The following is a 24,062-nucleotide window of genomic DNA, read 5'->3' on the forward strand; positions in this document are numbered from 1 at the left end:
CCACGCGACCGGGATGCGGCAGGTGACTTTGATGAATCCTGAATACGATCTGGAGCTCTCCGGCATCACCAAGCGGTTCGGCGCGACGCTCGCCAACGACCACATCCATTTCGGCGTGAAAAAGGGCGAGGTCCATTCGCTGATCGGTGAAAACGGCGCGGGAAAGAGCACCCTCATGAATATCCTCTACGGGCTTCTGCGCCCCGACGAGGGGGAGATCCGCCTCGGCGGGAAGCCGCTCGTGCTGCGCAGCCCCAAGGATGCCATCGCCAACGGCATCGGGATGGTGCACCAGCATTTTATGCTCTCCCCCTCCCTGACCGTCGCGGAAAACATCGTGCTCGGGCACCGGCCGCCCGGGCAGCGGGTGCTGTGGAAGCCCCGCGAGATGGAACGCCACCTCGAGGCGATCAGGCGGGACTTCGACGTCGACCTCCCGCTGGACGCGCCGGTGAGCAGCCTCACCGTCGGGCTGATGCAGCGGATCGAGATCGTCAAGACGCTCTACCGCGGGGCGAAAATCCTCATCCTCGACGAGCCCACCGCGGTGCTCACCCCGCAGGAGAGCGAGGAGCTCTTCCACACCGTCCGCAAGCTCTCGCAGGCCGGGCACACCGTCATCTTCATCTCCCACAAGCTGCGGGAGGTGATGGAGATCTCCGACCGGATCACCGTCCTGCGGGCGGGGAGGTCGGTCGACACGGTGAACAAATCCGACGTGACCCCCCGCCTTCTCGCCCAGATGATGATCGGGCGGGAGATCCGGGGGCTCGAGCCCAAGGATACCGACCGGGGGCCGGTCGCGCTCTCGGTCGAGGACCTCGCGGTCCCCGGGGACCGCGGCACGCTGGAGGTGCGGGGGCTCTCCTTCGAGCTGCGCATGGGGGAGATCCTCGGCGTGGCGGGCGTGGAGGGCAACGGGCAGACCGAGCTGGCCGAGGCGGTCATCGGGGTCCGCCGCCCCGCTGCGGGCCGCATCGAAATGCAGGGGGAGGAGATCACCCGCATGCCGGTCGGCAAACGGTTTGAACGGGGGCTCGCGCACATCCCGCAGGACCGCGTCAAGGAGGGGCTCATCCTTGACTTCTCCCTCACCGACAACCTCGTCCTCAGCATCCGGAACGGTCCGCCCGTCTCGAAGCACGGGGTCATAGACTGGAGGGCGGCGCAGACGGTCAGCCGAAAACTCATCGCGGACTATCAGATCAAGGCGTCCTCCCCCGAGGAGGCCTGCAAAAACCTTTCGGGCGGCAACATGCAGAAGGTGGTCGTGGCGCGCGAGCTCTCCAAGAAGCCCCGCGTCATCATCGCCTGCCAGCCGACCCGCGGGGTGGACATCGGCGCGTCGGAGTACATCCGCAGGATGCTCATGGAGATGCGCGACGCGGGCAACGCCGTGCTGCTCATCTCCGCCGACCTCGACGAGGTCATGGAGCTCAGCGACCGGATCATGGTCATGTACGGCGGCAGAAAGACCGGCGAGCTGCTGCGCGCCGAGGCGGACGAGCACAAGCTCGGGCGGATGATGTTCGGCATCACGGAAAGCGAGGAGGCGGAGGGATGAATCAAAAAGCGGTACGGTTTTTCCGGGGGCTCGCGCGCATCCTGCTCATCCTGCTGTGCGCCTTCGCGCTCAATACGCTGGTGCTGCTCGCCAGCGGCAAAAGCCCCGCCACCATCTATTCCGCCCTCTTCAAGGGCGCGTTCGGCGGCGTCTACAACCTGGCGCGCTCGCTGCGCTGGGCCACCCCGCTCGTCTTCACCGGGCTCGCCTTCGCGGTCTCCTCCCGGTGCGGCATCTTCAACATCGGCGCAGCCGGCCAGCTCTACCTGGGCGCCTTCGCCGCCACGGCGGTGGGCCTCGCCCTGCCCGGCGCGCCCCGCCTTGTGGTCCTTCCTCTCGCCATGCTGGCCGGAATGGCCGCCGGGATGCTCTGGTCGGTGCTCGCCGGCTCCATCAGCATCCGCTTCGGGGCGAGCATCGTGGTGGTCACGCTCATGCTCAACTACGTGGCCACCCTCTTCACCGAATATCTCGTGCGATATCCCTATTACGAGCCGGGCACCCTCGGGGAGAGCGGCTCGACCGCCTACATCCCGGAGGGCTCCCGCCTGACCGTGCTGATCGGCGGCACCAACGTCACCACCGGGATCCTGATCGCGCTCATCGCGGTGGCGGTCATCGCCTTTTTCGACGCGAAGAGCGTCATCGGCTACGAGTGCCGGGTCATCGGCGCGAACGAACGGTTCGCCGAGTTTTCCGGCCTGCGGGTCGGCGGCCGGCAGATGCTCGTCTACGCCGTCAGCGGCGCCATCGCGGGACTGGGCGGCGCGGTCGAGATCCTCGGGAATTACGGGCGGTTTATGATCGACTTCTCCCCCGACGTGGGCTTCGACGGCATCGTCGTCTCCCTGCTCGCGGGCGGGAATCCCGCGCTCGTGCCCCTCTCCGCCTTCTTTATGGGGGCCATGACGAGCGGGTCCATCGCGATCGAGATGTTCGGCGGCGTCCCCAAGGCCATGGCCAAAATCCTCATGGGGATCGTCATTGTCATCATCACCGTACAGAAGCTGCCGCAGCTCCGCGCAAGATTCCGGGCGGCGGCTTCCGGCCAGTGAAATCATCAAACCAGGAAAGGACCATAAGCACATGAAAAAAACCTATCTGCGGATTTCCCCGGAGGTCGAGGCGGCACTTGCCGAAAACAGGCCGGTGGTGGCGCTGGAAAGCACCATCATCTCCCACGGCATGCCCTACCCGCAAAACGTCGAGACCGCCCTCGAGGTGGACCGGATCATCCGGGAGAAGGGCGTCGTCCCCGCGACCATCGGCGTCATCCACGGGGAGATCATCGTCGGCATGGACCGCGATGAGATCACCTATATGGGCAAGGCCGGCCTCGCGGTCCGCAAGCTCTCCCGGCGGGACATGGGCGCGGCCGTCGCCCTCGGGCTGGACGGCGCGACCACCAGCGCGGCGACCTCGATCATCGCGCATCTGGCGGGCATCCGGATCTTTGCGACCGGCGGGCTCGGCGGCGTCCACCGCGGCGCGCCGGAATCCTTCGATATCTCCGCCGACCTCGATGAAATCGCGCGCACGCCCGTGCTGACCGTCTGCGCGGGGCCCAAGGCCATCCTCGACATCCCGCTCACCCTCGAATACCTCGAGACGAAGGGCGTCCCGGTCGTCAGCTACCGCTCCGACCGCCTGCCCGCCTTCTATTCCTCCCAAAGCCCCTACAGCCCGGATTACCGGCTGGACGACCCCGCCGACATCGCCCGGATCTTCCACCTCCAGCAGGAGATGGGGCTCTCCAACGGCATGCTGGTCTGCAATCCCGTGCCCAGGCAGTATGAAATCCCGCAGGAGGAGATCAACCCGGTCATCGAACAGGCCGTCCGGGAGGCCGAGGAGAAGGGCATCCACGGCAAGGATTCCACCCCCTTCCTGCTCGACCGGGTCAAGCAGATCACCGGGGGGCGCAGCCTCGACACCAACATCCAGCTGGTTTACAACAACGTCCGCCTTGCAAGCGAAATCGCCAAGGCGCTCGCCGCGCTTTCGGCGGGAGAACTCTGAAAATACGTGTGGAAGAACGCGGGCGGGCGGACGCGGCTCCCCCGCCTGCGGATGAGGAGTCATCATGGCAGGAAGGATCGAACTGGCGGTGTTCGGACACACCACCCGCGATTTTATCGTCACCTATGACGGCAGGCTCCAGCTCGGATATCTGGGCGGCGGCGGCATGAACGCCGCCGCCGGGGCGTCCTACTGGGCGAAGGACGGGGAAGTCGGGCTCGTCACGCGGCGGGCCTCCGCCATGCCCCCCGTCCTGCTCGAACCGCTGGCCCGGCATCCCGGCCTCGACATCGAGGGGGTGCGGGTGATGGAGGGGGAGGGCATCAAGCTGTGGCTGCTCTACGACCTCGACGGCTACCGCCACTGGGTCAAGCACCACGATTCCGCCAACCGCATGGAGGCGGCGCCCGCCCCCGGGGACATCCCGCCCCGCTACCTCGACGCCGGGGGCTTTCATATCGCCCCGCTTCCCCCCGGGGAGGTCCTCGCCCTGCTGAACGCCCTGCCGGAGGGGCGCGTCGTCCAGCTCGACCCGCATTACGAGTGGTTTTTCCAGCGGCATATCGGCCTGTGGGAGCAGATCCTCAAAAAGGTGACGGTCGTCACCCCGAGTGAGGACGAGTTCACCAAGTTCTGGGAGATCCCCTACGGGCAGCCGGTCGAAAACTACATGCCCTATCTCCGCAGGCTCGCCGCCATGGGGCCGGAAGTCGTCGTCCTGAAGATGGGCGGGAAGGGCGCCGTCCTCCATGTCAGGGAGGAGGACGCCTTCTATCTGGTGCCGCCCTGCGCGCGGGACGATGAAATTATCGACGTCACCGGCGCGGGCGACAGCTTCTGCGGGAGCTTCTGCATCAACCTGCTGCGCGGGAGGCCGCTTCTGGAAGCCGCCGTCTGCGGCATGGTGGGTTCCGCCGTCTCCATGGGCCTGCGCGGCGTGCCCGAATATCTCGGCGTTCCCTTCGGCCGCGCCGAAGCGCTCTACCAGCGGGTCCGCAAACAGATGGCAAACCGAATCGTCCGACTGGACAATGGATAACGGAACGGGGGTCCCGCATAGCGGGGCCCCCGTTCCGTTGCCATGTGTGGGAAGAAGTCTTTCTATGCATATGATAGCATGTATCCATTGTGCAATGCAATAGTCTTTATGCATACATACCATATGTTTTAGCATCATATTAAAACATATGGCATGGAGGCTTCAGTATGTTACGCTTAGCCGCGTTGGAAAAGCTCCAGGAGATCGGCAAAACAAAATATTGGCTCAATAAGCAGTTGGGAATGAGCGGACAAAACCTGAATCGGATGCTCAACAACGAGACGAAATCCATCCGTTACGAAGTTCTTGAGAGCCTGTGCGTCATTTTCGGCTGTACGCCCAACGACCTTCTCGTCTTTGACGAGGATCAGCCGGAGGGGAACCAATGAGCCGGACCCGCCGGAAAAAGCGCAGGCCGCTGCCCTTGAAACAGGTCCTGTTCAGCGCCCTTGCGGTGCTGGCTGCGCTCTTCGTCCTGATTCTCCTCAACGAGGCGCTCGGAAGCGGCCTGCCGCTGCCCGGCACGGACGACGTGATGAACGGGCTTGGCGGCCTCTATGAAAAGGCCGGGCTTTCCCCCGCGGCGGTCACGCGGGCGGAGGGGGAGCTCGCCGTCCACTATGTCGACGTGGGGCAGGCCGACTGCGAGCTCATCCAGACGCCCGAACAAAATGTGCTGATCGACGCGGGCGACGTGGGCGGCGGGGATGCGGTCACCGCCTACCTCAAGGCGCAGGGCGTTGAGCGCATCGACCTGCTGATTGCCACCCATCCTCACGCCGACCACATCGGCGGCATGGCGGACGTGGTAAACCAGTTCGAGATCGGCAAGGTCCTTTTCGCGGAGGTGCCGAGATCGCTGACCCCGACCTCCAAAACCTACGAACGCCTGCTCGACGCGATCGCCGACAAGGATTTGAAGGTCGCCAAGGCGCAGCCGGGCATCAAATATGACCTTGGCGGCGGTGCGATGCTCACCGTCCTCGGGCCGATGGACGAATACCGCGACGACCTCAATGAAAATTCCGTCGTCTGCCGTCTCGACTTCGGCGAGACCTCCTTCCTCTTCACCGGCGACGCCAGCAGGCAGAGTGAAAACGATCTCGTCAAGGCCTATGGCGACGGCCTTTCCGCCGATGTGCTTAAGCTCGGGCATCATGGGAGCGACACCTCCTCGCAGGAGAAGTGGCTGAACGCCGTCGACCCGGAGGTCGCGGTCTGCTGCGTCGGCTGGGACAACACCTATGGGCATCCGAATCCGGAGGTGCTCGAACGGCTCGAAAAGCGCGGCGTCACCCTTTACCGCACCGACCGCAACGGCACCGTCGTCGTCACTTCGGACGGGGAACAGCTTGCCGTGCAAACTGAAAAGTCTTAGATTTGCCGCTCGGCGAGCGGCGCAGTTTGTCGGTGGCCGGCCGACGGCGACCCCTTAGGCTTTTCCGCCCAGCGGGCGGGAGAGCTTTTGTTCGCGCCCCTTCGGGGCGCTTTATAGGTGCCGCCTTCGGCGGCGGGGATTGCCGGGTCCCCCCCGGGGCGGTTTTAGATAGGTGCCGCCTTCGGCGGCGGGGATTGCCGGGTCCCCCCCGGGGCGGTTTTAGATTTGCCGCTCATCGAGCGGCACAGTTTGTCGGTGGTCGACCGACGGCAATCCCTCAGGCTTTTCCGCCCAGCGGGCGGAGGGCTTTTGTTCGCGCTCCTTCGGGGTGCTTTACAGGTGCCGCCTTCGGCGGCGGGGATTGCCGGGTCCCCCCCGGGGCGGTTTTAGATTTGCCGCTCATCGAGCGGCACAGTTTGTCGGTGGTCGACCGACGGCAATCCCTCAGGCTTTTCCTCCCAGCGGGCGGAGGGCTTTTGTTCGCGTCCCTTCGGGGTGCTTTACAGGTGCCGCCTTCGGCGGCGAGGATTGTCGGGTCCCGCCCCGGCGGGCGGCCCCATTTCTTGTACGGACAAGAAATGGGGGAAAGAAGCCGCAGGGGGCTTAGGCGGCCTGCCCGGGCTGCGCCCGGAGCGCGCTACGCGCGACGGCCGCTCGCGGGCGCTCCGCCCCGCGACCCCGGCTTGAGTCCGCTTCGCGGACCCGGCCCTGTGGGCCGGATTCTCTATAAGGATGGCCTGCGGCCAAATCCCCTGCGACCCCAGCGCCGCCTCCGGTTGGCCTGCGGCCAAAGTCGGCGGCGCCCCACCACGGATGAGCGAACGAGCCTATAGCATCCCACCAGCCGCCGCGCCACGGGCGCAATGCCTCTGCCCGAGAGTCTCCGGAACCGTACCCGAAATGCTTTCGGGGAGATACGACGGCAAAAACGCAAAGGAGCGCCGCCCACCGGGCGGCGCTCCTTTGTGGCTGAGCCTTCTGTTCCTGTGTTGGGAGCGCCCGCAACCTGAATTGAGCCTTCAGCTGGTGTACCCATGGGGAGCGGCGGTAGTCTGCGGGTTATAGCAAGGTACTCCCGGGGGTTTCTCAAGGGGACTGGCGGAAGTCCCCTTGAGCGCCCTTCTTCCGCCGACTTCTTGGGCGCGCAAGAAGTCGGCCCGCCCGCCGGGGCGGGACCCGGCAATCTATGCCGCCGAAGGCGGCTCCCCTAAAGCGCCCCGGAGGGGCGCAAAAAAGGCCTTCCGTCCGCCGGGCGGAAAATCTAAAAAGAAGCCCCGCCGGGCGCAGCGCGGCAAATCCCCCGGCGGAGCGTCAGTTTTGTTGCGACTTTATGGAGGATTGTTGCGTGTTTTATCCAGCGCATTGACAGCGATACCCGCTCCGACTATACTGAAATTACGGAAAATGACATCCATACAGTTATGATAAGGAGTGATCGCACATGTCAATTTTAGTCACCGGAGGCGCCGGCTACATCGGTTCCCACACCTGCGTGGAGCTGCTGAACGCGGGCAAGGAAATCGTTGTGCTGGACAATTTCGTCAACTCCAAGCCCGAGGCCCTCAAACGCATCCGCCAGATTACCGGCAAGGACTTCAAATTCTACGAGGCCGACCTGCTCGACAAAGCCGGGGTGGAGCGGGTGTTCGAGCAGAACCAGATTGACGCGGTCATCCATTTCGCGGGGCTCAAGGCGGTCGGCGAATCCTGCCGCATTCCGCTGCGCTACTATCACAACAACCTCACCGGCACCCTCGTCCTCTGCGAAGTGATGGCGGCGCACGGCTGCAAAAAGATCGTCTTCTCCTCCTCCGCCACCGTCTACGGCATGGAGAATCCCGTCCCCTTCCGCGAGGATATGCCGCTGCCCCACGCGGCCACCAACCCCTACGGCACCACCAAGCTCTATATCGAGCAGATCCTCACCGATCTGTGGATGGCCGATCCCGCGTGGAGCGTCGCGCTGCTGCGCTACTTCAACCCCATCGGCGCGCACAAAAGCGGCCTGCTCGGTGAGGACCCCAACGGCATCCCCAACAACCTCCTGCCCTACATCGCGCAGGTGGCGACCGGCAAGCTCGAGGACCTGGCCATCTACGGCGACGACTACGAGACGCACGACGGCACCGGCGTGCGCGACTACATCCACGTGGTCGACCTCGCGGTGGGACATCTGAAGGCGCTCGACTACGTCCTCGACCGCACCGGCGTGGAGGCGATCAACCTCGGCACCGGCCACGGCTACTCGGTGCTCGACGTGCTCCACGCCTTCGAGAAGGCCTGCGGCAAGCCGATCAAGCACCACATCGCGCCCCGCCGCCCCGGCGACATCGCCAACTCCTACGCGGACGCTTCCAAGGCGAAGGAGCTGCTCGGATGGACGGCCGAACGGACGCTCGACGACATGTGCGAGGACAACTGGAATTTCAGCAAAAAGAATCCCAACGGGCTTTGAGTCCTTTCCGGGAGGCGGCGAAGGCCGCCTCCCGTTTTTTTGCCCCTTCCGTCATCTTCTTGAACTTTATGGGGAAAACTGCTATGATGTGACTTGTTTGGAATGTGTTGGCCCTGCCGAAAAAAGATCGAGGGATGTTTATGGCAAAGAAAAAACAACAGATGCATGCAAAATCCGTATTCAGCCTGCTTTTCGGCAAGCTGTCCATCGTCATCCTGCTGATGCTGGTCCAGCTGGCGATCCTGCTGGTGGCGATCATCCTGCTGGGCGACCACTTTGTGGCCGTCTACGGATTCCTCACCGCGCTGAGCGTCACGATCGCGGTCTGGCTGGTCAGCAAGGATGAAAACCCCGCCTACAAGCTGGCGTGGATCATTCCCATTTTGATCTTCCCCATCTTCGGCGGGCTTTTCTACCTCATGTTCGGCAACAAGAGCATGCCGAAAAAGCTCGCCCGGCGGATCACGCTGGCTGAGAAGAGCGCCCCCCGCGTGCTGGCGCAGGACGCCTCCTGCGTCGAGGAGCTGCGGGAGGCGGACCCCGGCATGGCCACCCTCTCCGACTATATCCTGCGCACCACCGGATCCCCCCTCTGGAAAAACACCCAGTCGGAATACCTGCCCATCGGCGAAACGATGTGGGCGCGGATGCTCGAGGAGCTGCCCAAGGCCAAACGGTTCATCTTCATGGAGTACTTTATCCTCGAGGAGGGGGTCATGTGGGAGCCGATCTTTCAGATCCTCCGCGAAAAGGCCGCGGAGGGGGTGGACGTGCGCTTCATGTACGATGACCTCGGCTCGATCATGACGCTGCCCGCCAACTACGCCGCCAAGCTGCGCAAGGCGGGCATCAAGTGCGCGCTCTTCAACCCCTTCCAGCCCCACCTCAACTCGATGATGAACTACCGCGACCACCGCAAGATCACCGTGATCGACGGCAACGTGGGGTTCTGCGGCGGCATCAATATCGCCGACGAATACATCAACGACTACGAAAAGCACGGCCACTGGAAGGACACCGGCGTGCTGCTGCGCGGCGACGGCGTGTGGGGGCTGACGGCGATGTTCCTCTCTCTGTGGAATTTCACCGTCCCCACCGACCATGACTTCGCCCGGTACCGCCCCACCCAGCCCCAGCCGTGCGACGGCTTCGTGCAGCCGTTCGGCGATTCTCCGCTCGACCAGATCAACGTCTCGGAGGAGACGTACATGCAGATCATCAACCGCGCCACCCGCTACGTCTACATCACCACCCCCTATCTCATCCTCGACAGCGAGATGATCACCGCGCTGCAGATTGCGGCGCGCAGCGGAGTCGACGTGCGCATCATCACCCCCCACATCCCCGACAAATGGGTCGTGCACCAGACCACCCAGTCCTTCTATCAGCCGCTGCTCAACGCGGGGGTGCGCATCTATGAATACACCCCCGGCTTCGTCCACGCGAAGATGTATGTCTCGGACGACAAGGTCGCGATCGTCGGGACCGCCAACATGGACTACCGCAGCTTCTACCTGCACTTCGAGTGCGGGGTCTGCTTCTACCAGTCGGGCGTCGTGGCCGACGTCCGGGACGACATCGTAAAGACCTTCGGCAAATGCTTTGAAATCCCCCGCGACTACATCAAGCACGTCAAGCTGTGGAAGCGGATCGTGCGCGCCTTCCTGCGCCTCTTCTCGCCCATCATGTAGGCCTTTTCCGGCTTATGCAGAAGCGGGCCGCCTTTACCAGGCGGCCCGCTTCTATTTGCAGGAGGAGACGGTTTATTCTCCGGGGACCCCATAGGGATATGCGATCCGCTGGCGGAGGTCCTCCGGCAGGCGGGAGAGGGGCAGGAGGACCGGCGTTCCGCCCGTCGCGCCCCTGAACCAGAAGTTCGCGCAGACGACCGGCTCGGTCGTGTCCCAGCTCGGCACGGCGGCCGCGGCCAGCACGGCGATATCCGCCGGGTCCTCGAAGAGGACTTCGCTCGCGCCCGCCATCTGGGCCTGCACGACGGCGTTCCCCCACTCGTCGAGCTCCACGTCCTCCCCCGGCGAGAAGTCCGCCGCCAGCACGTCTGGGTTCTCGGCGTAATACCGCCGGGAGGCTTCGACGTTCTCCTTCAGGTAGTCGTAGTCGTTGGCGGTGAACTCCCCACGCCCCGGGATCACCTGGAGCACCGCGCTGTCCGACGTGGTGAGATACCGTACGCCCGAGCCGGAGACCCCCACCGCGTAGCAGGCGTCCAAGTCAGGTGCGATCTCGTCGAGCACTCCCTTCTCCGCGAGGAAGGCGCGGGTATGCAAGGAGCTCTCCGTCACGAGGAAGCTGCCGCTCGTGGAGGCGCGCGGCGCACCCTCGGGCGGGAGGTCCGCCTCGAACGTCACCCACGCGACGGGCGCGTCCGACGGGTGCAGCAGGTCCTCGGCGGTCTGCGCGAGCAGGTCGGTCCGCATCGCGTCCAGAAGCGCCTGCGAATCGGCGGCCGGCCACGCCTTTTCCACCGTCCAGGCCCCGAAGGGGTCGGAGATCCGCCATTTTTTGACGTCCTGACCCCGGTCGAAGAACGCCGGGTGGGTCTGCGCGAGCAGGTCGGGGCTCGTCTCCAGCGGCGCGAGCAGACGGATCGAGCTGGTGCCCGCGCCCTCGTACCGGCGGGTGAGGGTGCGGCCGTTCTTGAGGGTGTAGGTGATCGTGCTGCCCAGGTGCATGTATTCCTCGCCCGGCTCGAGGGTGATCCCCTCGTAGGGGCGGTACCGCTTGGCGATCACGTCCCGGTGGAACGCCTCCACCGCCGACAGATCCTCCGGCGACGAAAGCAGCACCTCGTTCGTGTAGCCGACGGCCCGGCCGGCTTTGCCCCCGTTATCGGGGAGGCCGGGCTCCACACGGCAGATGCTGATGTCCGCGGCGTAGCGGCCGGTGTAGCCGATCTCCACCGCAGCGACCTCCTCCGGCACGGGCACGCGGCTTTCATAGCCGAACGCGCCGGTCATCGGGATGAGGGAGACGAGCACGACGCCGGCGACCGTCGCCGCGCCCAGCGGCAGGCTGCGCACGAGCGTCTTGAAGCCGCGGTTGAGGACGACCTCGGCCACCGCGTAGGCGAGCGCGCCGATGAGCGCCGTCCAGAGCAGGAAATCGGTCCGCCCGTGGCTGCCGGAGCAGGCGATCAGCCCGGCGGTCACGCCGCAGACGGCGGTGCCCGCCAGCTTGACCAGCGCCTGCAGGACGCCGCGCGAGGAGGTGGTCTCCGCGACCTCGGTCCTGCGGCGGCGGTAGACGCGCACGGCGGCCAGGAAGATGAGCAGTCCGAGCGCCAGCCAGACGAGCAGCGCGAGGTTCGCGCCCGGCAGGCGGTCCGGCCCGAACAGCCTGATCGGGGAGGAAGCGCCGAGCGTCCCGTCCGCGATGGCGAACCGTTCGATCATCAGCGTCACGGGGGAGAGCCTGGTTACGAAGGTGAGCGCGTCCACCCCCGCGCTCCAGCCAAAGAGAAAGAGCTCTGTGACGGTGAGCCCCAGCGCCGAAAGGACGGGGGCGGCGAGCAGCAGGGTCCCCGACAGCACGAAGGTGTCGAAGACGGTGCCGACGCAGACCGAGACAAAGGTGGTGACCGCGTAGATCGCAAAGCCGCAGATCATCCAGCCGAGCGCGTCGAGCCAGAGGTAGGCGGTCACGTCGGGCAGAAAGCCGAATTTTGCGATCTGCACCGCCATGATGAAGAGGTTGGAGGCGGCCAGCGGAAGCCCGACGATCGTCATGCCCACGGCGGCGTTTGCCGTCAGGAGCGTCCCGCGGGAGACGGGAATCGCGTGGTAGACGTCGGACGCCTTTTTGGAGTGCATGTAGCTGTTGAGCACGAGGGCGAGAATCATGGGCGCGAGCAGCGCGATCATCAGGAAAAAGACGATCGACACGCCCGCGAAGTTGCAGCCGAGGCCCTCGAAGCTGTAGAAATACATCGGGTTTTGGGCGAGCGTTTCGGGCGCGTACGCCTGGATGCGGGCGGCCTCGGCCGGGTCCACCCGCTTGAACGCCTCGAGCGCGAAGAGCAGCGGGTAGCAGACCGCCACAAGCGCGGAATAGAGCCAGAGGTAGCCCCGGTTGCGGTGCAGGATGTCCCGGTAGAGCTCGCGGAACCGGCCGGGCTTAGAAGAGGATGTTGTTGTAGTCATATCCGACCGCCTCCATTTCATGAATGAATACCTCCTCGAGGGTGAGCGGGACCCCTTCCGCAAAGACGGCGCCCTGCCGCAGCAGATAGTCCGACGCCTCGGCGGAATTTCCCCGCACGACGAGGGTCACGAGGCTGCCCGTGCGGACCGCCTGCATGATGTTGAGCCCCGCAAGCGCCGCGTCGTCCATCCCCTGCGGGAAGGCCGCGTGCACCTTGCAGAAGCCGAGCTTGAGCTCGTCGAGCTCCCGCTCGAAGAGGATTTTCCCCTGGTGCAGAAGCCCCACGTGGTCGCACAGGTCCTCAAGCTCCCGCAGGTTGTGGCTTGTGATCACGACGGTCATCTCCCGCGACGCGATGTCGTCCGACAGGAGCTTCTTCACCGCGCCGCGCATCACCGGATCGAGCCCGTCGAACGCCTCGTCGAGCAGCAGCAGGTCGGGTTCGCAGGAGAGGGCGAGCAGCAGCGCCGCCTGCCGTTTCATCCCCTTGGAAAAGGTGCCGAGTTTCTGGCGGGGATCCAGGGGGAAAATTGTGCAAAGTTTTTTGTATTTTGTGTCCGAAAACCGTCTATAAATTTGTTTATAGAATGTGGCCATCTCTTCGAGGGTGCTCTGCGGCAGGAAGTACAGGTCGTCCGCGACGAAAAAGATCCGTTCCTTGACCGCGATGTTCTCGTAAACCGGCTCCCCGGCGACCGTGACCTGCCCGCCGTCGGGCATGTAGACCCCCGACGCCAGCCGCAGGAAGGTCGATTTGCCCGACCCGTTGGACCCCACAAGCCCGTAGATCGAGCCTGCGTGGATCTCGGTGTCGAGCGAGGAAAGCGCCGTGAAATCCCCGAAGCACTTCACGAGCGACTGCGCTTTAATCATGGTTCGTTCCCTCCTCATATACCGCTTCGACCGCCCCGAGCGCCTCTTCGCGCGGGATTCCCGCACGCCGGCCCTCCGCGGCGGCCTCCCGGAGCTTTTCCAGCCGCTGCCCGCGCAGCATCCGCGCCGCGGCCGGTCCGGGCGAAACGAAGCTGCCCTTGCCCGCGACGGAGTAGATGACGCCGCTGCGTTCAAGCTCCTGATAGGCCTTCTGCACGGTGTTCGGGTTGACGCCCAGGTCCCTCGCGAGGCTGCGCACGCTCGGCAGCTGCTCGTCGGGCGCGAGCGCCCCCAGAGATACCAGTTCGGAGAGCCCCCGGACCAGCTGTTCATAGATCGGCTGGCGGCTCTGCAAATCAAGCGACAGCACGGTTCCACCCCTTTCGGTCGATTAATCGTATCGTCTGTATTAAAACGATTAGTACAGTTACAGCTTACCACACCCGCCAGGAAAATGCAAGAGGAAATTGCGGCTTTTTCCGAAAGAGGGCGTTTTTAAAGGTTTTATGAATTTTTCCCAATCCATTTGACACCCGTAAAAATGATGGTATACTTTAGGGAGATATGATCTGAAATTGCTTCCTGACGGCGGGTCCGCCGCGCCGGTTTTCCCGGCCGGAAGCCCGCGTGAGCGCTTTTTCGGGCCCCTGTCTTTTCACACTAAATCACGAGGTGGATTGCTTTTGAGGAAAACCAAGATCGTCTGCACCCTCGGCCCCGCGTCCGACAGTGAAGAACGGATTCACAGCCTGATCTGCGCCGGCATGGACGTCGCGCGCTTCAACTTTTCCCACGGCTCCCACGAGAGCCACAAGGCCACCTTCGAGCGGGTCAGCCGCCTGCGCGAAGAGCTGCGCCTGCCCGTCGCCACCCTGCTCGACACCAAGGGCCCGGAGATCCGTCTCGGCGTCTTCAAGGGCGGGAAGGCCGAACTGCACGCGGGCAGCCATTTCACGCTGACCGCCGACGAGTGCGAGGGGGACGAGACGCGCGCCTCGATCACCTTCCCCGGCCTCGCCGAGGACGTGGGCAGGGGGGACACCATCCTGCTCAACGACGGCGCCATCGAATTGCGCGTCACCGGAACCCACGACGGCGCCATCGACACCGAAATCGTCAACGGCGGCGTCATCTCCGACCACAAGGGGGTCAACGTCCCCGGCGTGCGCCTCTCGATGCCCTACATCAGCGAGCGCGACCGTTCGGACATCCTCTTCGGCGCGGAGACCGGCTTCGACTTCATCGCCGCCTCCTTCGTCAGCCGGGCGGACGACATTCTGGAGATCCGCCAGCTGCTCGAGCGGCAGGGCAACCAGACCATCCGCATCATCGCGAAGATCGAGAACGCGGAAGGGGTCAAAAACATCGACGAGATCCTGCGCGTCTCGGACGGCATCATGGTCGCGCGCGGCGATATGGGCGTGGAGGTCCCCCTTGAGGACGTGCCCGTCTTCCAGAAGCTGCTGATCAAAAAATGCTACAACACCGGCAAGATGGTCATCACCGCCACCCAGATGCTCGAAAGCATGATCCACAGCCCCCGCCCCACCCGCGCCGAGGCCGCCGACGTGGCCAACGCGATCTACGACGGGACGAGCGCGGTGATGCTTTCGGGCGAGACGGCCGCGGGCGACTACCCCGTCGAGGCGGTGCGCACGATGGCGCAGATCGCCGAGCGCGCCGAACGGGACATCGACTACCGCAAACGCTTCTACTCCCGCTCGAACGAGCGGCTCCCCGATATCACCAACGCGATCTCCCACGCCACCTGCACCACCGCCTACGATTTGGGCGCGGCCGCGATCATCACCGTCACCTGGTCGGGCACGACGGCGCGGATGCTCTCCAAGTACCGCCCCGACATCCCGGTCATCGCCTGCACCCATGAGAAGGCCACCTACTGGCAGCTCGCCCTCTCGTGGGGGGTCACGCCCCTGCTCTGCGACGTGAAGGAGAACACCGACGACCTCTTTACCCACGCCGTCGCGAAGTCGAAGGCCGCCGGGTATGTGCACGACGGCGACATCGTGGTCATCACCGCGGGGGTCCCGCTGGGGGTCAACGGCACCACCAACCTGCTCAAGGTCCATGTGGTCGGCGACATCCTCGTCACCGGGCAGGGAGTCAACAAACGGTCGGCCTTCGGCAGGCTGTGCGTCGCCAGGACCGAGGAGGAGGCGCTCAAGAACTTTAACGACGGCGACATCCTCGTCATCCCCCAGACCTCCAACGCGCTGCTGCCCATCCTCAAGAAGGCGTCCGGCATCGTGACCGAGCGGGGGGGCCTCAATTCCCACGCCGCGATCGTCGGCATGGCGCTCGATATCCCCGTCATCGTCTTCGCGGAGAACGCGACCGCGATCCTCAAATCCTCCTCCGTCGTGGAGGTCGACGCCTCGGCCGGTACGGTCAGCAACCGCACCAGGACAGAATAAAACGCTGGCAATGCCCCCCGCGGGGCGTCACGATAAATGAGTCTACGATAAAGGAGTCTGTATATGAAACGCTTACACCTTTCCAACCGTTTGATCGCGCTGTTCCTGGCGATTGCCATGCTGCTCACGATGGCGGCCTGCGGCGAGCGCGCAAAGCCGGGCGAGGACGAGGGTCCCTCCTCCTCCGACGTCTCCTCTCAGCCGAAAGTCCCGGCGTTCATCAACCCCTTGGAGGATGTCGACCTCACCCCCGTCGCGGAACCCGTGGCTCCCGAGGGCGAACTGCTTGAAAAACTCAACAAGGCCTACAACGTCAACAACGACGTCGTCGGCTGGATCCGCGTCCCCGACACCCTGATCGACAACGAGGTGCTTCAGTACGTCTCCACCCCGCCCCAGGCGTCCGACAACCTCTATTACGAGCGTAAGGACATCAACAAGAACTACAGCTTCTACGGCTGCTACTGGGCGGACTATGAGAACAAGATCGGCAACCGCAACGAGCTCTCCCAGAACACGATCATCTACGGGCACAGCATGTCCGACACGATCAGGGACGACCCGGAGCAGGATAAGTTCACCCAGCTGAAAAAATACCTCGACATCGAGTGGGCGAAAAAGCACCCCTACATCTACTTCTCCACCGCCGAGGACGACATGACCTGGAAGGTCTTCGCGGTCTCCTATGTGGACACCAAGCTCTCCTACAACCTGCCCGAGTATAAGGACCAGAACTTCAACGAGCTGATCGCGGAGCTCAAGGACCGCTCCCAGTTCGACATCGACGTCGACGTGACCCCCTCCGACAAGATCCTGATCCTCTCCACCTGTACATATCCGACCGGCTACACCAACAAGGCGATCGACGAGGCCACCAAGTTCCTCATCTGCGCCCGCCTGGTCCGTCCGGGCGAGGCCACTCCCGATACCCTCGAGATGACCGTCAACCCCGATCCCAAGAAGCCGCAGTACAGCTGAACAGCATAATGAAAAAGGGCCCGCAGGCAAAGCCTGCGGGCCCTTTTTGCGTCCCCGTCCGCCTCAGCGGGCGAGGTGGGTCTCGTAGACGCGGCGCAGCTCCGCCTCCCCTTCGGGGGAGAGCGGGGAAAACGGGCGCCTGCATCCGTGGGATTCGATGCCGGAATATTCGAGCAGCTTTTTGACCGATGCGAACACCCCGTGGCGGCAGATGACTTCGATCGCCTCGTTCGCCCTGCGCTGGAAGGCGAGCGCCCGCGCGGGGTCGCCCGCGCGGAACCGGTCGTATACCCCGCGCACAAGCGGGAGCAGGCAATTGTAGGTGCTGCCCACGCCCCCGTCCGCTCCCGCGGCAAGCCCGGACAGGAGCATCTCGTCAAAGCCGTTCCACACGGTGAGGCCGGGATTGCGGGCCTTGATCCGTTCGAGCTGGAACATGTCCGAGCTGGTGAATTTGATCCCGGCCAGCCGGGAGCTGGATTTGAGCCGTTCGAGGAAGGGGTCGGTCAGCGCGAACCCCGAGAGGTTCGGGAAGTTGTAGACGAACATCGGCAGTCCGCTCCCCGCCATGATCTCGAGGTAGTAGTCCTCGATCTCCCGCTGGGTGAACTTATAGTAGAAGGGGCTGATCGCGGAGACGGCGTCGGTGCCCGCGGCCTCGGCGTGCTGCGCAAAGTCGACCGCCTGCCGGGTGGAGATCGCGCCCACGTGGGAAATGACCAGTTTTTCGCCGTTGTTCTCCTCGAGCACCGCCTCGAGGATCCCCTTGCGCTCCGATTCGGTCAGCAGGAAGGTCTCCGCCGTGCTGCCGCCCACGTAAAATCCGTCGATTCCTTCCGCGATCAGGCGGCGCACCAGCTTTTTGAGTTCCCGGTAATTCACCTCCCCGGTCTCCGTGTAGGGGGTCACCAGCGCCGCGTGCAGGCCCGCGTATTCCTTTTTCATCATGTCGCATCCTTTTTGCCCGGGGCGGCTGTCGCCGCCCCGGGGGTGTGTTTTTTCAGGGCTGTTTCCGTTTCCATGCCAGTCCGGCGACCGCGGCGGCCGCGCAGGCCGCCAGCAGGAGCGCCAGCGCGGGCGCCGCAGGGGCCGCCGCAGGGGCGGCGGCATCCGTCGCGGGCCGCGCCTGCGGAACCGCCGCCTTGACCGCCGCGTCGGGCGCCGCCGTTTCGGGCTCCGCGGGAGGCGTGCCCCGCGCCGCGGCGGGCGCGTCGACCACGTGGACCGTACCGCCCGTGACGGGATTCACACGGCCTTGCGCGGACGCTTCCGGCAGGCTTTCGCCGCCCGTTTCCGCATAGAGCTCCGCGAGATCGCTTAGCGGGTAGAAGACCCTCCCCTTCTCGCGGGGCAGAACGTCGCCGCCGTAGATCACGATGGGGCCGCCGGCGAAGTTTCCGCTGACGACCAGCGTCACGTCGCGTCCGCGCAGCGCGTCCAGCACCGAGCGGGGCATTTCGTCGAATTTGCCCGGGTTCGCTTTGACGACGTCGCCGTCCTTCGCACGGCGGATGGCGTCCGCAAGCCTGCTCCAGTAGGCGTCCGCCTCGCCGCGGGGGGAACCGCCGCCGCCCGACCCGCCGCGTCCCGGCTTTCCGCCGGGAGCCGGCGGCGTATCGGCGGACCTCTTCTGTGCGAAGAGCCAGCCCGGCAGCTCCGGCTCGTTATAGGCGTTGAACCAGCAGCTGTGGCCCACGCCGGGATATTCGGTGTAGCGCGCCTCTCCGCCCGCCGCCCGCAGGGCCTCCGTCATTTCGCGGGAACCGGCAACCGGCACGGTCGGGTCCGCGTCGCCGTGGAACGCCCAGACGGGCAGGTTTTTCAGGAGCGCCGCCTCCTCCGGGTCGCCCGCGCCGCAGATGGGGACCGCCGCGGCGAAGAGGTCCGGGCTGCGCATCGCCATGTCCCACACGCCGTAGCCGCCCATCGAAATCCCGACCAGGTAGAGCCGGTCCCTGTCGACGCGGTAGTCGCCGCAGAGTTTTTCGAGCAGCTCCTCAACCGCCTGCATCGAGGCGCTCTCCGGGGTCTCCGACAGGTCGTAGGAGCCGTCCGCCCACGGGGTGTTCACCCACTGGCTGTCCGTGCCGATCTGCGGGGCGACCATGATGCAGTCGTAGTCCGCATCCTGCCTGTCGAGGATCTTCTGGAAGACGCCCGCCTCGGCAAGCTGCTTTTCGTTGTCGGTTCCGCGCGCGCCCGCCCCGTGCAGGAAGAGGACGAGCGGGTAGGTCCTGTCCGCGCTGTAATCCTCGGGCAGGATGAGCCGGTAGGGCAGCGTCGTCCCCGCCGAGTCGGTAAAGCTCCCGCGCGAGGCGGCCTCATCGGCGCTGCGCGCGCCCTTAAGCGCCAGAATCTCCCCGGCGGACAGGGCGTAGTTATAGAGGCGCACCTCGTCCATCGCGCCCTTAAACTCCCGCGTTGCGCTGCCGTTATTTTTGCTCATGCCGATGCGCAGGATGTTCTCCCCGTTGACGTCGTACTGCCGGTCCTTCGGCTTGGAGGCGGAGAGCTTCCCATCGATGTAGATCTCCTGCGCCTGCGCGCGGTTGACGATCGCGAGATGGGTCCAGCGGCCGGCCCTGATCTTTTCCGCCGCGTTCAGCGTGGACTCCTCGGCGCCGTTCCCGATGTTGAACTGGAGGGTGCCGCTATTGAGGCGCACCCACCACTGTTTCGCACCCGCCGTATATCCGCCGTACCAGAAGAGCAGCTTCTGGTCGGTGAGGTCGCTCGGCTTGACCCAGAGGGAGGCGGTGAATTCGCCCTCCCCGAAGTCCCCGCCCAGCGGCTCGTTGACGTCGAGGAAGCTCCCGCTGCCGCCGCAGGCGAGCCCGCTGCCGTACCGCCCGTCCGCGGTGATGGAGACGTTGCGCGCGGCGGCGCTGTTGCCCAGGCCCGAGAGGTCGGGGACCATGCCGCCCGAAAGCCGCTCCATGTCGTAGTGGAGGATCAGGGCGTCCTCCGGGACCTTCCCGTCCCGGAGAACGGTGAAGGTGTACCCGACGGTCCTGCCACCCGCGCGGACTTCAACGGAGACCGGCGTGCGCAGGCCGGTAAGCTCCGCGCGGAAGCTGTCCCCCGAAAGGACCTCCCCGTTGACGGCGATTTCCGCCGTCCCGTCAAAGGGGACGAACCGGATGTCGAGCGCCGCCGTCCCCTCCGCCACACGCACCTGATAGTCGTTGACAAGCGGACTGAACGCCGGCTCGATCTCCGCCTGCGGCTCAAAGGAGACCGCCTTGAGGCTGGCCTTGTTGTCCGCCTCGAGCCAGTCGAGGGAAAAGCGCAGCAGCTTCAGGGTGAAATTTCCGCCCGGGGAGTTCTCCGCCAGCACGCAGACCGTGCCGTCCTCGTCCACCGTGATGTCGGAATACCCGCCGTCCTTTGCGAGGATGGTCCGCTTGGCAGACCAGGTCCTGCCGTCGTCATAGCTCGCCTTGACGGCGATGTTGGAGCGGGAGCTCGTGCTCTCGGCGTTGACAAAGAGGATGGTGCCGCTGTCGTAGCGCACGAGGCTGCCAAAGCAGGTGGGGTCGGGCAGCGCGTCGTCGAAGCGGGGCTCGCTCCAGCCGTCGTAGCCGTTGGGGCTTACAGTGATCGACCGCCGTTTGGCGGGAGAGACGTTGCGCATGTTGAGCATGACGCTGCCGTCGCTCAGCTCGACCGCCGTCGTCTCGTTGGGGTCGGACATCTCCCCGGTGGGATGGACCAGCTCGCCGAGCTGCCAGCTTCCGCCGGCGTCGGTGCTGTAAAGGGTGGTCACCACCGCCGGATGGTGGGACATGTCCGCCTCGCCCGACTCCTTGAGCACCAGCCAGACGGGCACGAGCAGCGTGCCGTCGCGCAGCTCGATGCCGTGGCCGGGGCCGGTGGCGATGACGTTGCGGATCTCCGGGCTCGTCATGTCGGAGATCTCCTCCGGCTCGCTCCAGCTCACCCCGTCGTCGTCACTGCGGCGGTAGAAGACGCCTCCGTTGGACGACTCCACGCCGTACATGACGCAGTAGAGCAGATGCACCGTGCCGTCCCGCGACGCGATCATGACGGGGTTATTCACCGTCTTGCCCGCCTGGGAACCCGCGGCGAGCATCTGCGATTCGCTCCAGGTGTTGCCGCCGTCGGTGCTGCGCTTCATCAGCACGTCCATCGGCGCCCAGTCGCCCGCATTTTTACGCGCCTCGGTGTAGGCGAGCAGCGTCCCGGCGGCGGTGGTCACGATGCCGGGGATGCGGAAGTGGCCGTACCCCTCGGTGCCCGCCTGCCAGACGACGCTCTCCCCGAGCTTGTTGGAGGCCGGGTCGAAGGGGGTGGAGGCCGTCACCGACGGACCGTCGGAGCTGTAGCCGTTCGCATTGCCCGCCTCCACCTTGAAGAGGTAGGAGGTGCTCTCCTCGAGGCCGGTAAAGGTATAGGAGGCCGCCGCGCCGTCCACCTCCCCCGCCAGCTTCCCGTCGGCGTAAAGGCGGTAGCCGTCGACCGCCATCCGCGGGGCGTCCCACTCGACGGAAATCCGGTCGTCAAGCACCTCGGTTACCCGCAGTTTCTCCCGCTTGCTCCAGATCGGCACCGAGTCCGCCGGCACCTCGTAGGCGAGGGTCACATATTCGAGGAACGCCTCGGTCGGCTGTCCGGGCGTGCCCTGGCTCCAAAACTGGATCAGGTCGCCGTTCTTGTCCTTCTGCAGTGTGATGTCGCACTTGTAGTCGTCGTCAATGTAGAGCTTGGCGGTGGGGTTGTCGCTCTTCTCGACCTCAAAGCGGTAGACATGCCAGTCGTTCCCCGCCTCAAAGGAATAATGGCCGCCCCAGGTGCTCCCGCCGCTGCAGAAGCGCAGTTCCGTCTCCTCGATGCTGAACATGAGGCGGTAGGTGTCGTCGATTGCGATTTTGCTGGCGAGGGTGCTCTTGTTCGAGGTGACTTCGCCCGTGCCGAACCGCCCCACGCGCGCCTTGAATTCCAGCACATGCTTCTGCGGGACCGCGGTCTCGAGGCCGATGATCGAGTTCGGCTGGTTCGTGCTGGCCAGCCGGAGCGCCGGCCCGTCGGTGACCTCGACCGTGCCGCTTGAAGACCACGCGTACTCCTTTCCGAAGTCGGCGAAATGCTCGTCCACATATTTGAAGAGCTCCCCGGATTCCTGCGGCGCGCCGCCGCCCGTCACCCGCAGGTACTCCACGCCCGCGACCGACGGGCTGTCCGCCGTCCCGTTCACCCAGAATTCGAGGACGGGTTCATTGCCGTCCTCCTGGAAGGCGATCTCCGTTATTTGGCGGTCGTCCACATAGAGCTTCGCCGAGGGGGTCTCCCCGGTCCGGTCCACCTTGAACCGGTAGGTATGCCAGTCGGTGCCCGCCGCAAAAGCGGAGGAACCGGCCCACGTCCCCTCCGGCGTGCAGTACCGGAGCTGATCCTCGTTGATCTTGAACATCAGCCGCCTTCCCCCCAGGGCCAGCTTGAAGGAAAGGTTGGCGCTGCCGGAGGTGTATTGCTCCACCCGGGCCCTGAATTCCACCGTGTAGCGGTCGGCGTCCAGGGTGCGGAACAGCTGCGCCTGAACGTTTACGCCCGTCGCGCCGGTCAGCAGGAGGCCTCCCTCCGGCCCCACCGCCGCGTTGCCGGCGAACGACCACTCCCCGGCCAGGCCGTCGGGGGAAAAGTTCTCGTCGAGCAGTGTCTCCCCGGAAACAGCCGCGTTCCGGGCGCGCACCGCCGAGGCGGCGACGAACCCTTCCGGCAGCGCGTCCGGATCGACGGGCGCGTCCGGGTCGGTGGGCGCGTCCGGGTCGGTTGGCGCGTCCGGGTCGACGGGCGCGTCCGGGTCGGTGGGCGCGTCCGGGTCGACGGGCGCGTCCGGGTCGGTTGGCGCGTCCGGGTCAACGGGCGCGTCCGGGTCAACGGGCGCGTCCGGGTCGGTGGGCGCGTCCGGGTCGGTGGGCGCGTCCGGGTCGACGGGCGCGTCCGGGTCGGTGGGCGCGTCCGGGTCAACGGGCGCGTCCGGGTCGGTCGGCGCGTCCGGGTCGACAGGCGCGTCCGGGTCGACAGGCTCGTCCGGGTCGACAGGCTCGTCCGGGCCGACGGGCGCGTCCGGGCCGACGGGCGCGTCCGAAACCGCGGAATCCGCGGATTCGGACCGCGCGGGAGGCGCGGAGAGACCCTCCTGCGCCCACACCGGCCCGGCGCCCATGGTGCAGGCCATGAGCACCGCAAGCAGCAGGGACAGTCCTCTTTTCATCCTTTTCTCTCTCATGCTCGGTTCTCCTTCTCTCCTCACGCGTTTACATGCTTACTCTTTCACGCTTCCGACAAGGAAGCCCTTGGCAAAGTATTTCTGTACGAAGGGGTAGATGCAGAGGATGGGGACGACGCTGACAATGATGACCGCGCATTTGACCGTCTCTGCCGGGGGCATGTTGGCCAGCGGCAGGGCGAGGTCGGAACCGCTCGCGTTGAGGATGATGCCGCGCATGATGTTTTGCAGCGGCAGCTTGGCGTTGTCCACGATGAACAGCGAGGAATAGAACCACTCGTTCCAGTGCCAAACGGCGTACATCATCCCCACCGTCGCGATCGACGGCAGGCTCAGCGGCAGCACGATCCGCCGGAAGAGCTGGAACTGGTTGCAGCCGTCAATCATGGCGGCCTCCTCCAGGCCGGGCGGGAGCTGCTGGTAGAACGCCTTCATGATGAAGATGTACACCGAATTGATCGCGAAGGGCAGGATCATCGACCAGAAGTTGTCGTAGAGCCCCACCCCCTTCACGAGCAGAAAGAGCGGCACGAGCGGCACCGGGAAGACGATCGCCACATTGATCAGCGCGATGACCAGCCTGCGGCCGGGCAGGTCGTTTTTCGAGAGCGCGTAAGCCATCGTGCAGGTGAAAAACAGCTGGGTGGCAGTGCCCGCGACCACGCGCATAATGGTGACGCCATAGGCGTTGAAGATGCTCGATCCCTTGGAGAGGATCATCCGGTAGGCCGCCGCGTCGAACACCTCAGGGATCAGGATAAAGGTCCCCCGGCGGGAAATCTCGTCCTGTGACAGGAAGGACTGCATGAGGACGATGAACATCGGCAGCAAAAAGCAGACGCAGAGCAGGACCAGCAGGGTGATGTTGACCACTGTAAAGACTTTTTCGCCCGTGCTCTTGCAGGCCATA

At 65.0% G+C, this 24,062-nt stretch carries 16 protein-coding genes; 10 read left to right on the forward strand and 6 right to left on the reverse strand.

The window, feature by feature from the left end:
• Positions 1–31 precede the first annotated feature (31 nt).
• From C1A13_RS12505 to cls, 8 genes are all read left to right on the forward strand, one after another.
• Positions 32–1,564, forward strand: a complete 1,533-nt coding sequence (locus C1A13_RS12505; protein ID WP_101552505.1) for an ABC transporter ATP-binding protein — start codon at positions 32–34, stop codon at positions 1,562–1,564.
• Positions 1,561–2,619: an ABC transporter permease gene (locus C1A13_RS12510; RefSeq protein ID WP_101552507.1), complete on the forward strand. Its 1,059-nt coding sequence runs from the start codon at positions 1,561–1,563 to the stop codon at positions 2,617–2,619. The genes C1A13_RS12505 and C1A13_RS12510 overlap by 4 nt, the downstream gene beginning before the upstream one ends.
• A 31-nt stretch (positions 2,620–2,650) precedes the next feature.
• A complete protein-coding gene (locus C1A13_RS12515; protein WP_101552509.1) occupies positions 2,651–3,583 on the forward strand; it encodes a pseudouridine-5'-phosphate glycosidase in 933 nt (310 codons plus the stop codon).
• A 64-nt stretch (positions 3,584–3,647) separates the two neighbouring features.
• Positions 3,648–4,622, forward strand: coding sequence for a carbohydrate kinase family protein (locus tag C1A13_RS12520; protein WP_101552511.1), 975 nt, complete (start codon positions 3,648–3,650; stop codon positions 4,620–4,622).
• 167 nt (positions 4,623–4,789) lie between these two features.
• Entirely contained in the window at positions 4,790–5,011 is a 222-nt protein-coding gene (locus tag C1A13_RS12525; protein WP_101552513.1) for a helix-turn-helix domain-containing protein, read from the forward strand.
• Positions 5,008–6,000 (forward strand): ComEC/Rec2 family competence protein, encoded by a 993-nt coding sequence (locus C1A13_RS12530; RefSeq protein ID WP_101552515.1) that lies wholly within the window; start codon positions 5,008–5,010, stop codon positions 5,998–6,000. Before C1A13_RS12525 ends, C1A13_RS12530 begins: the two co-directional genes overlap by 4 nt.
• Before the next feature lie 1,441 nt (positions 6,001–7,441).
• Positions 7,442–8,455 (forward strand): UDP-glucose 4-epimerase GalE, encoded by a 1,014-nt coding sequence (gene galE / locus C1A13_RS12535; protein WP_101552517.1) that lies wholly within the window; start codon positions 7,442–7,444, stop codon positions 8,453–8,455.
• Positions 8,456–8,595: 140 nt separating this feature from the next.
• The gene (gene cls / locus C1A13_RS12540; protein ID WP_101553277.1) at positions 8,596–10,146 is read left to right on the forward strand and encodes a cardiolipin synthase; all 1,551 of its coding nucleotides are present in this window, start codon (positions 8,596–8,598) and stop codon (positions 10,144–10,146) included.
• A 72-nt stretch (positions 10,147–10,218) separates the two neighbouring features.
• Here the strand turns inward: cls and C1A13_RS12545 are convergent, their stop codons facing one another.
• The 3 genes from C1A13_RS12545 to C1A13_RS12555 are packed head-to-tail and all read right to left on the reverse strand — an operon-like array spanning position 10,219 to position 13,859.
• Positions 10,219–12,615: a hypothetical protein gene (locus C1A13_RS12545; protein WP_101552519.1), complete on the reverse strand. Its 2,397-nt coding sequence runs from the start codon at positions 12,613–12,615 to the stop codon at positions 10,219–10,221.
• Positions 12,590–13,489 carry an ABC transporter ATP-binding protein gene (locus C1A13_RS12550; RefSeq protein WP_101552521.1) on the reverse strand — a complete coding sequence of 300 codons (900 nt, stop codon included), beginning with the start codon at positions 13,487–13,489 and terminating at the stop codon, positions 12,590–12,592. Before C1A13_RS12550 ends, C1A13_RS12545 begins: the two co-directional genes overlap by 26 nt.
• Entirely contained in the window at positions 13,482–13,859 is a 378-nt protein-coding gene (locus C1A13_RS12555; protein ID WP_101552524.1) for a GntR family transcriptional regulator, read from the reverse strand. Before C1A13_RS12555 ends, C1A13_RS12550 begins: the two co-directional genes overlap by 8 nt.
• Before the next feature lie 313 nt (positions 13,860–14,172).
• On the opposite strand from C1A13_RS12555, the gene pyk reads away from it, so the two are divergent.
• Together pyk and C1A13_RS12565 are read left to right on the forward strand one after the other, a co-directional pair.
• Positions 14,173–15,924, forward strand: a complete 1,752-nt coding sequence (gene pyk / locus C1A13_RS12560) for a pyruvate kinase (protein ID WP_172439280.1) — start codon at positions 14,173–14,175, stop codon at positions 15,922–15,924.
• A gap of 63 nt (positions 15,925–15,987) precedes the next feature.
• The gene (locus C1A13_RS12565) at positions 15,988–16,902 is read left to right on the forward strand and encodes a class B sortase (protein WP_101552527.1); all 915 of its coding nucleotides are present in this window, start codon (positions 15,988–15,990) and stop codon (positions 16,900–16,902) included.
• Positions 16,903–16,965: 63 nt separating this feature from the next.
• Here the strand turns inward: C1A13_RS12565 and C1A13_RS12570 are convergent, their stop codons facing one another.
• Genes C1A13_RS12570 through C1A13_RS12585 form a run of 3 tightly spaced genes read right to left on the reverse strand, consistent with a single transcriptional unit; the run spans position 16,966 to position 24,061 of the window.
• Complete coding sequence (locus C1A13_RS12570) at positions 16,966–17,847, reverse strand: N-acetylneuraminate lyase (RefSeq protein WP_172439281.1); 882 nt, start codon at positions 17,845–17,847, stop codon at positions 16,966–16,968.
• 55 nt (positions 17,848–17,902) lie between these two features.
• Positions 17,903–23,137 (reverse strand): exo-alpha-sialidase, encoded by a 5,235-nt coding sequence (locus C1A13_RS14930; protein ID WP_172439282.1) that lies wholly within the window; start codon positions 23,135–23,137, stop codon positions 17,903–17,905.
• 51 nt (positions 23,138–23,188) lie between these two features.
• Complete coding sequence (locus C1A13_RS12585; protein ID WP_101552535.1) at positions 23,189–24,061, reverse strand: carbohydrate ABC transporter permease; 873 nt, start codon at positions 24,059–24,061, stop codon at positions 23,189–23,191.
• Position 24,062 lies beyond the last annotated feature (1 nt).

Origin of the sequence: Anaerotruncus massiliensis (ex Togo et al. 2026) (assembly GCF_900199635.1) — a bacterium.
Classification (GTDB): Bacteria; Bacillota; Clostridia; order Oscillospirales; family Ruminococcaceae; genus Anaerotruncus; species Anaerotruncus massiliensis.

What these genes read in the sequence shown, in the direction of transcription:
- C1A13_RS12505 (WP_101552505.1), top strand. Translation starts at nt 32, where the DNA reads ATGAATCCTGAATACGATCTGGAGCTCTCCGGCATCACCAAGCGGTTC.
- C1A13_RS12510 (WP_101552507.1), top strand. Translation starts at nt 1,561, where the DNA reads ATGAATCAAAAAGCGGTACGGTTTTTCCGGGGGCTCGCGCGCATCCTG.
- C1A13_RS12515 (WP_101552509.1), top strand. Translation starts at nt 2,651, where the DNA reads ATGAAAAAAACCTATCTGCGGATTTCCCCGGAGGTCGAGGCGGCACTT.
- C1A13_RS12520 (WP_101552511.1), top strand. Translation starts at nt 3,648, where the DNA reads ATGGCAGGAAGGATCGAACTGGCGGTGTTCGGACACACCACCCGCGAT.
- C1A13_RS12525 (WP_101552513.1), top strand. Translation starts at nt 4,790, where the DNA reads ATGTTACGCTTAGCCGCGTTGGAAAAGCTCCAGGAGATCGGCAAAACA.
- C1A13_RS12530 (WP_101552515.1), top strand. Translation starts at nt 5,008, where the DNA reads ATGAGCCGGACCCGCCGGAAAAAGCGCAGGCCGCTGCCCTTGAAACAG.
- galE (WP_101552517.1), top strand. Translation starts at nt 7,442, where the DNA reads ATGTCAATTTTAGTCACCGGAGGCGCCGGCTACATCGGTTCCCACACC.
- cls (WP_101553277.1), top strand. Translation starts at nt 8,596, where the DNA reads ATGGCAAAGAAAAAACAACAGATGCATGCAAAATCCGTATTCAGCCTG.
- C1A13_RS12545 (WP_101552519.1), bottom strand. Translation starts at nt 12,615, where the DNA reads ATGACTACAACAACATCCTCTTCTAAGCCCGGCCGGTTCCGCGAGCTC.
- C1A13_RS12550 (WP_101552521.1), bottom strand. Translation starts at nt 13,489, where the DNA reads ATGATTAAAGCGCAGTCGCTCGTGAAGTGCTTCGGGGATTTCACGGCG.
- C1A13_RS12565 (WP_101552527.1), top strand. Translation starts at nt 15,988, where the DNA reads ATGAAACGCTTACACCTTTCCAACCGTTTGATCGCGCTGTTCCTGGCG.
- C1A13_RS12570 (WP_172439281.1), bottom strand. Translation starts at nt 17,847, where the DNA reads ATGAAAAAGGAATACGCGGGCCTGCACGCGGCGCTGGTGACCCCCTAC.
- C1A13_RS14930 (WP_172439282.1), bottom strand. Translation starts at nt 23,137, where the DNA reads ATGAAAAGAGGACTGTCCCTGCTGCTTGCGGTGCTCATGGCCTGCACC.
- C1A13_RS12585 (WP_101552535.1), bottom strand. Translation starts at nt 24,061, where the DNA reads ATGGCCTGCAAGAGCACGGGCGAAAAAGTCTTTACAGTGGTCAACATC.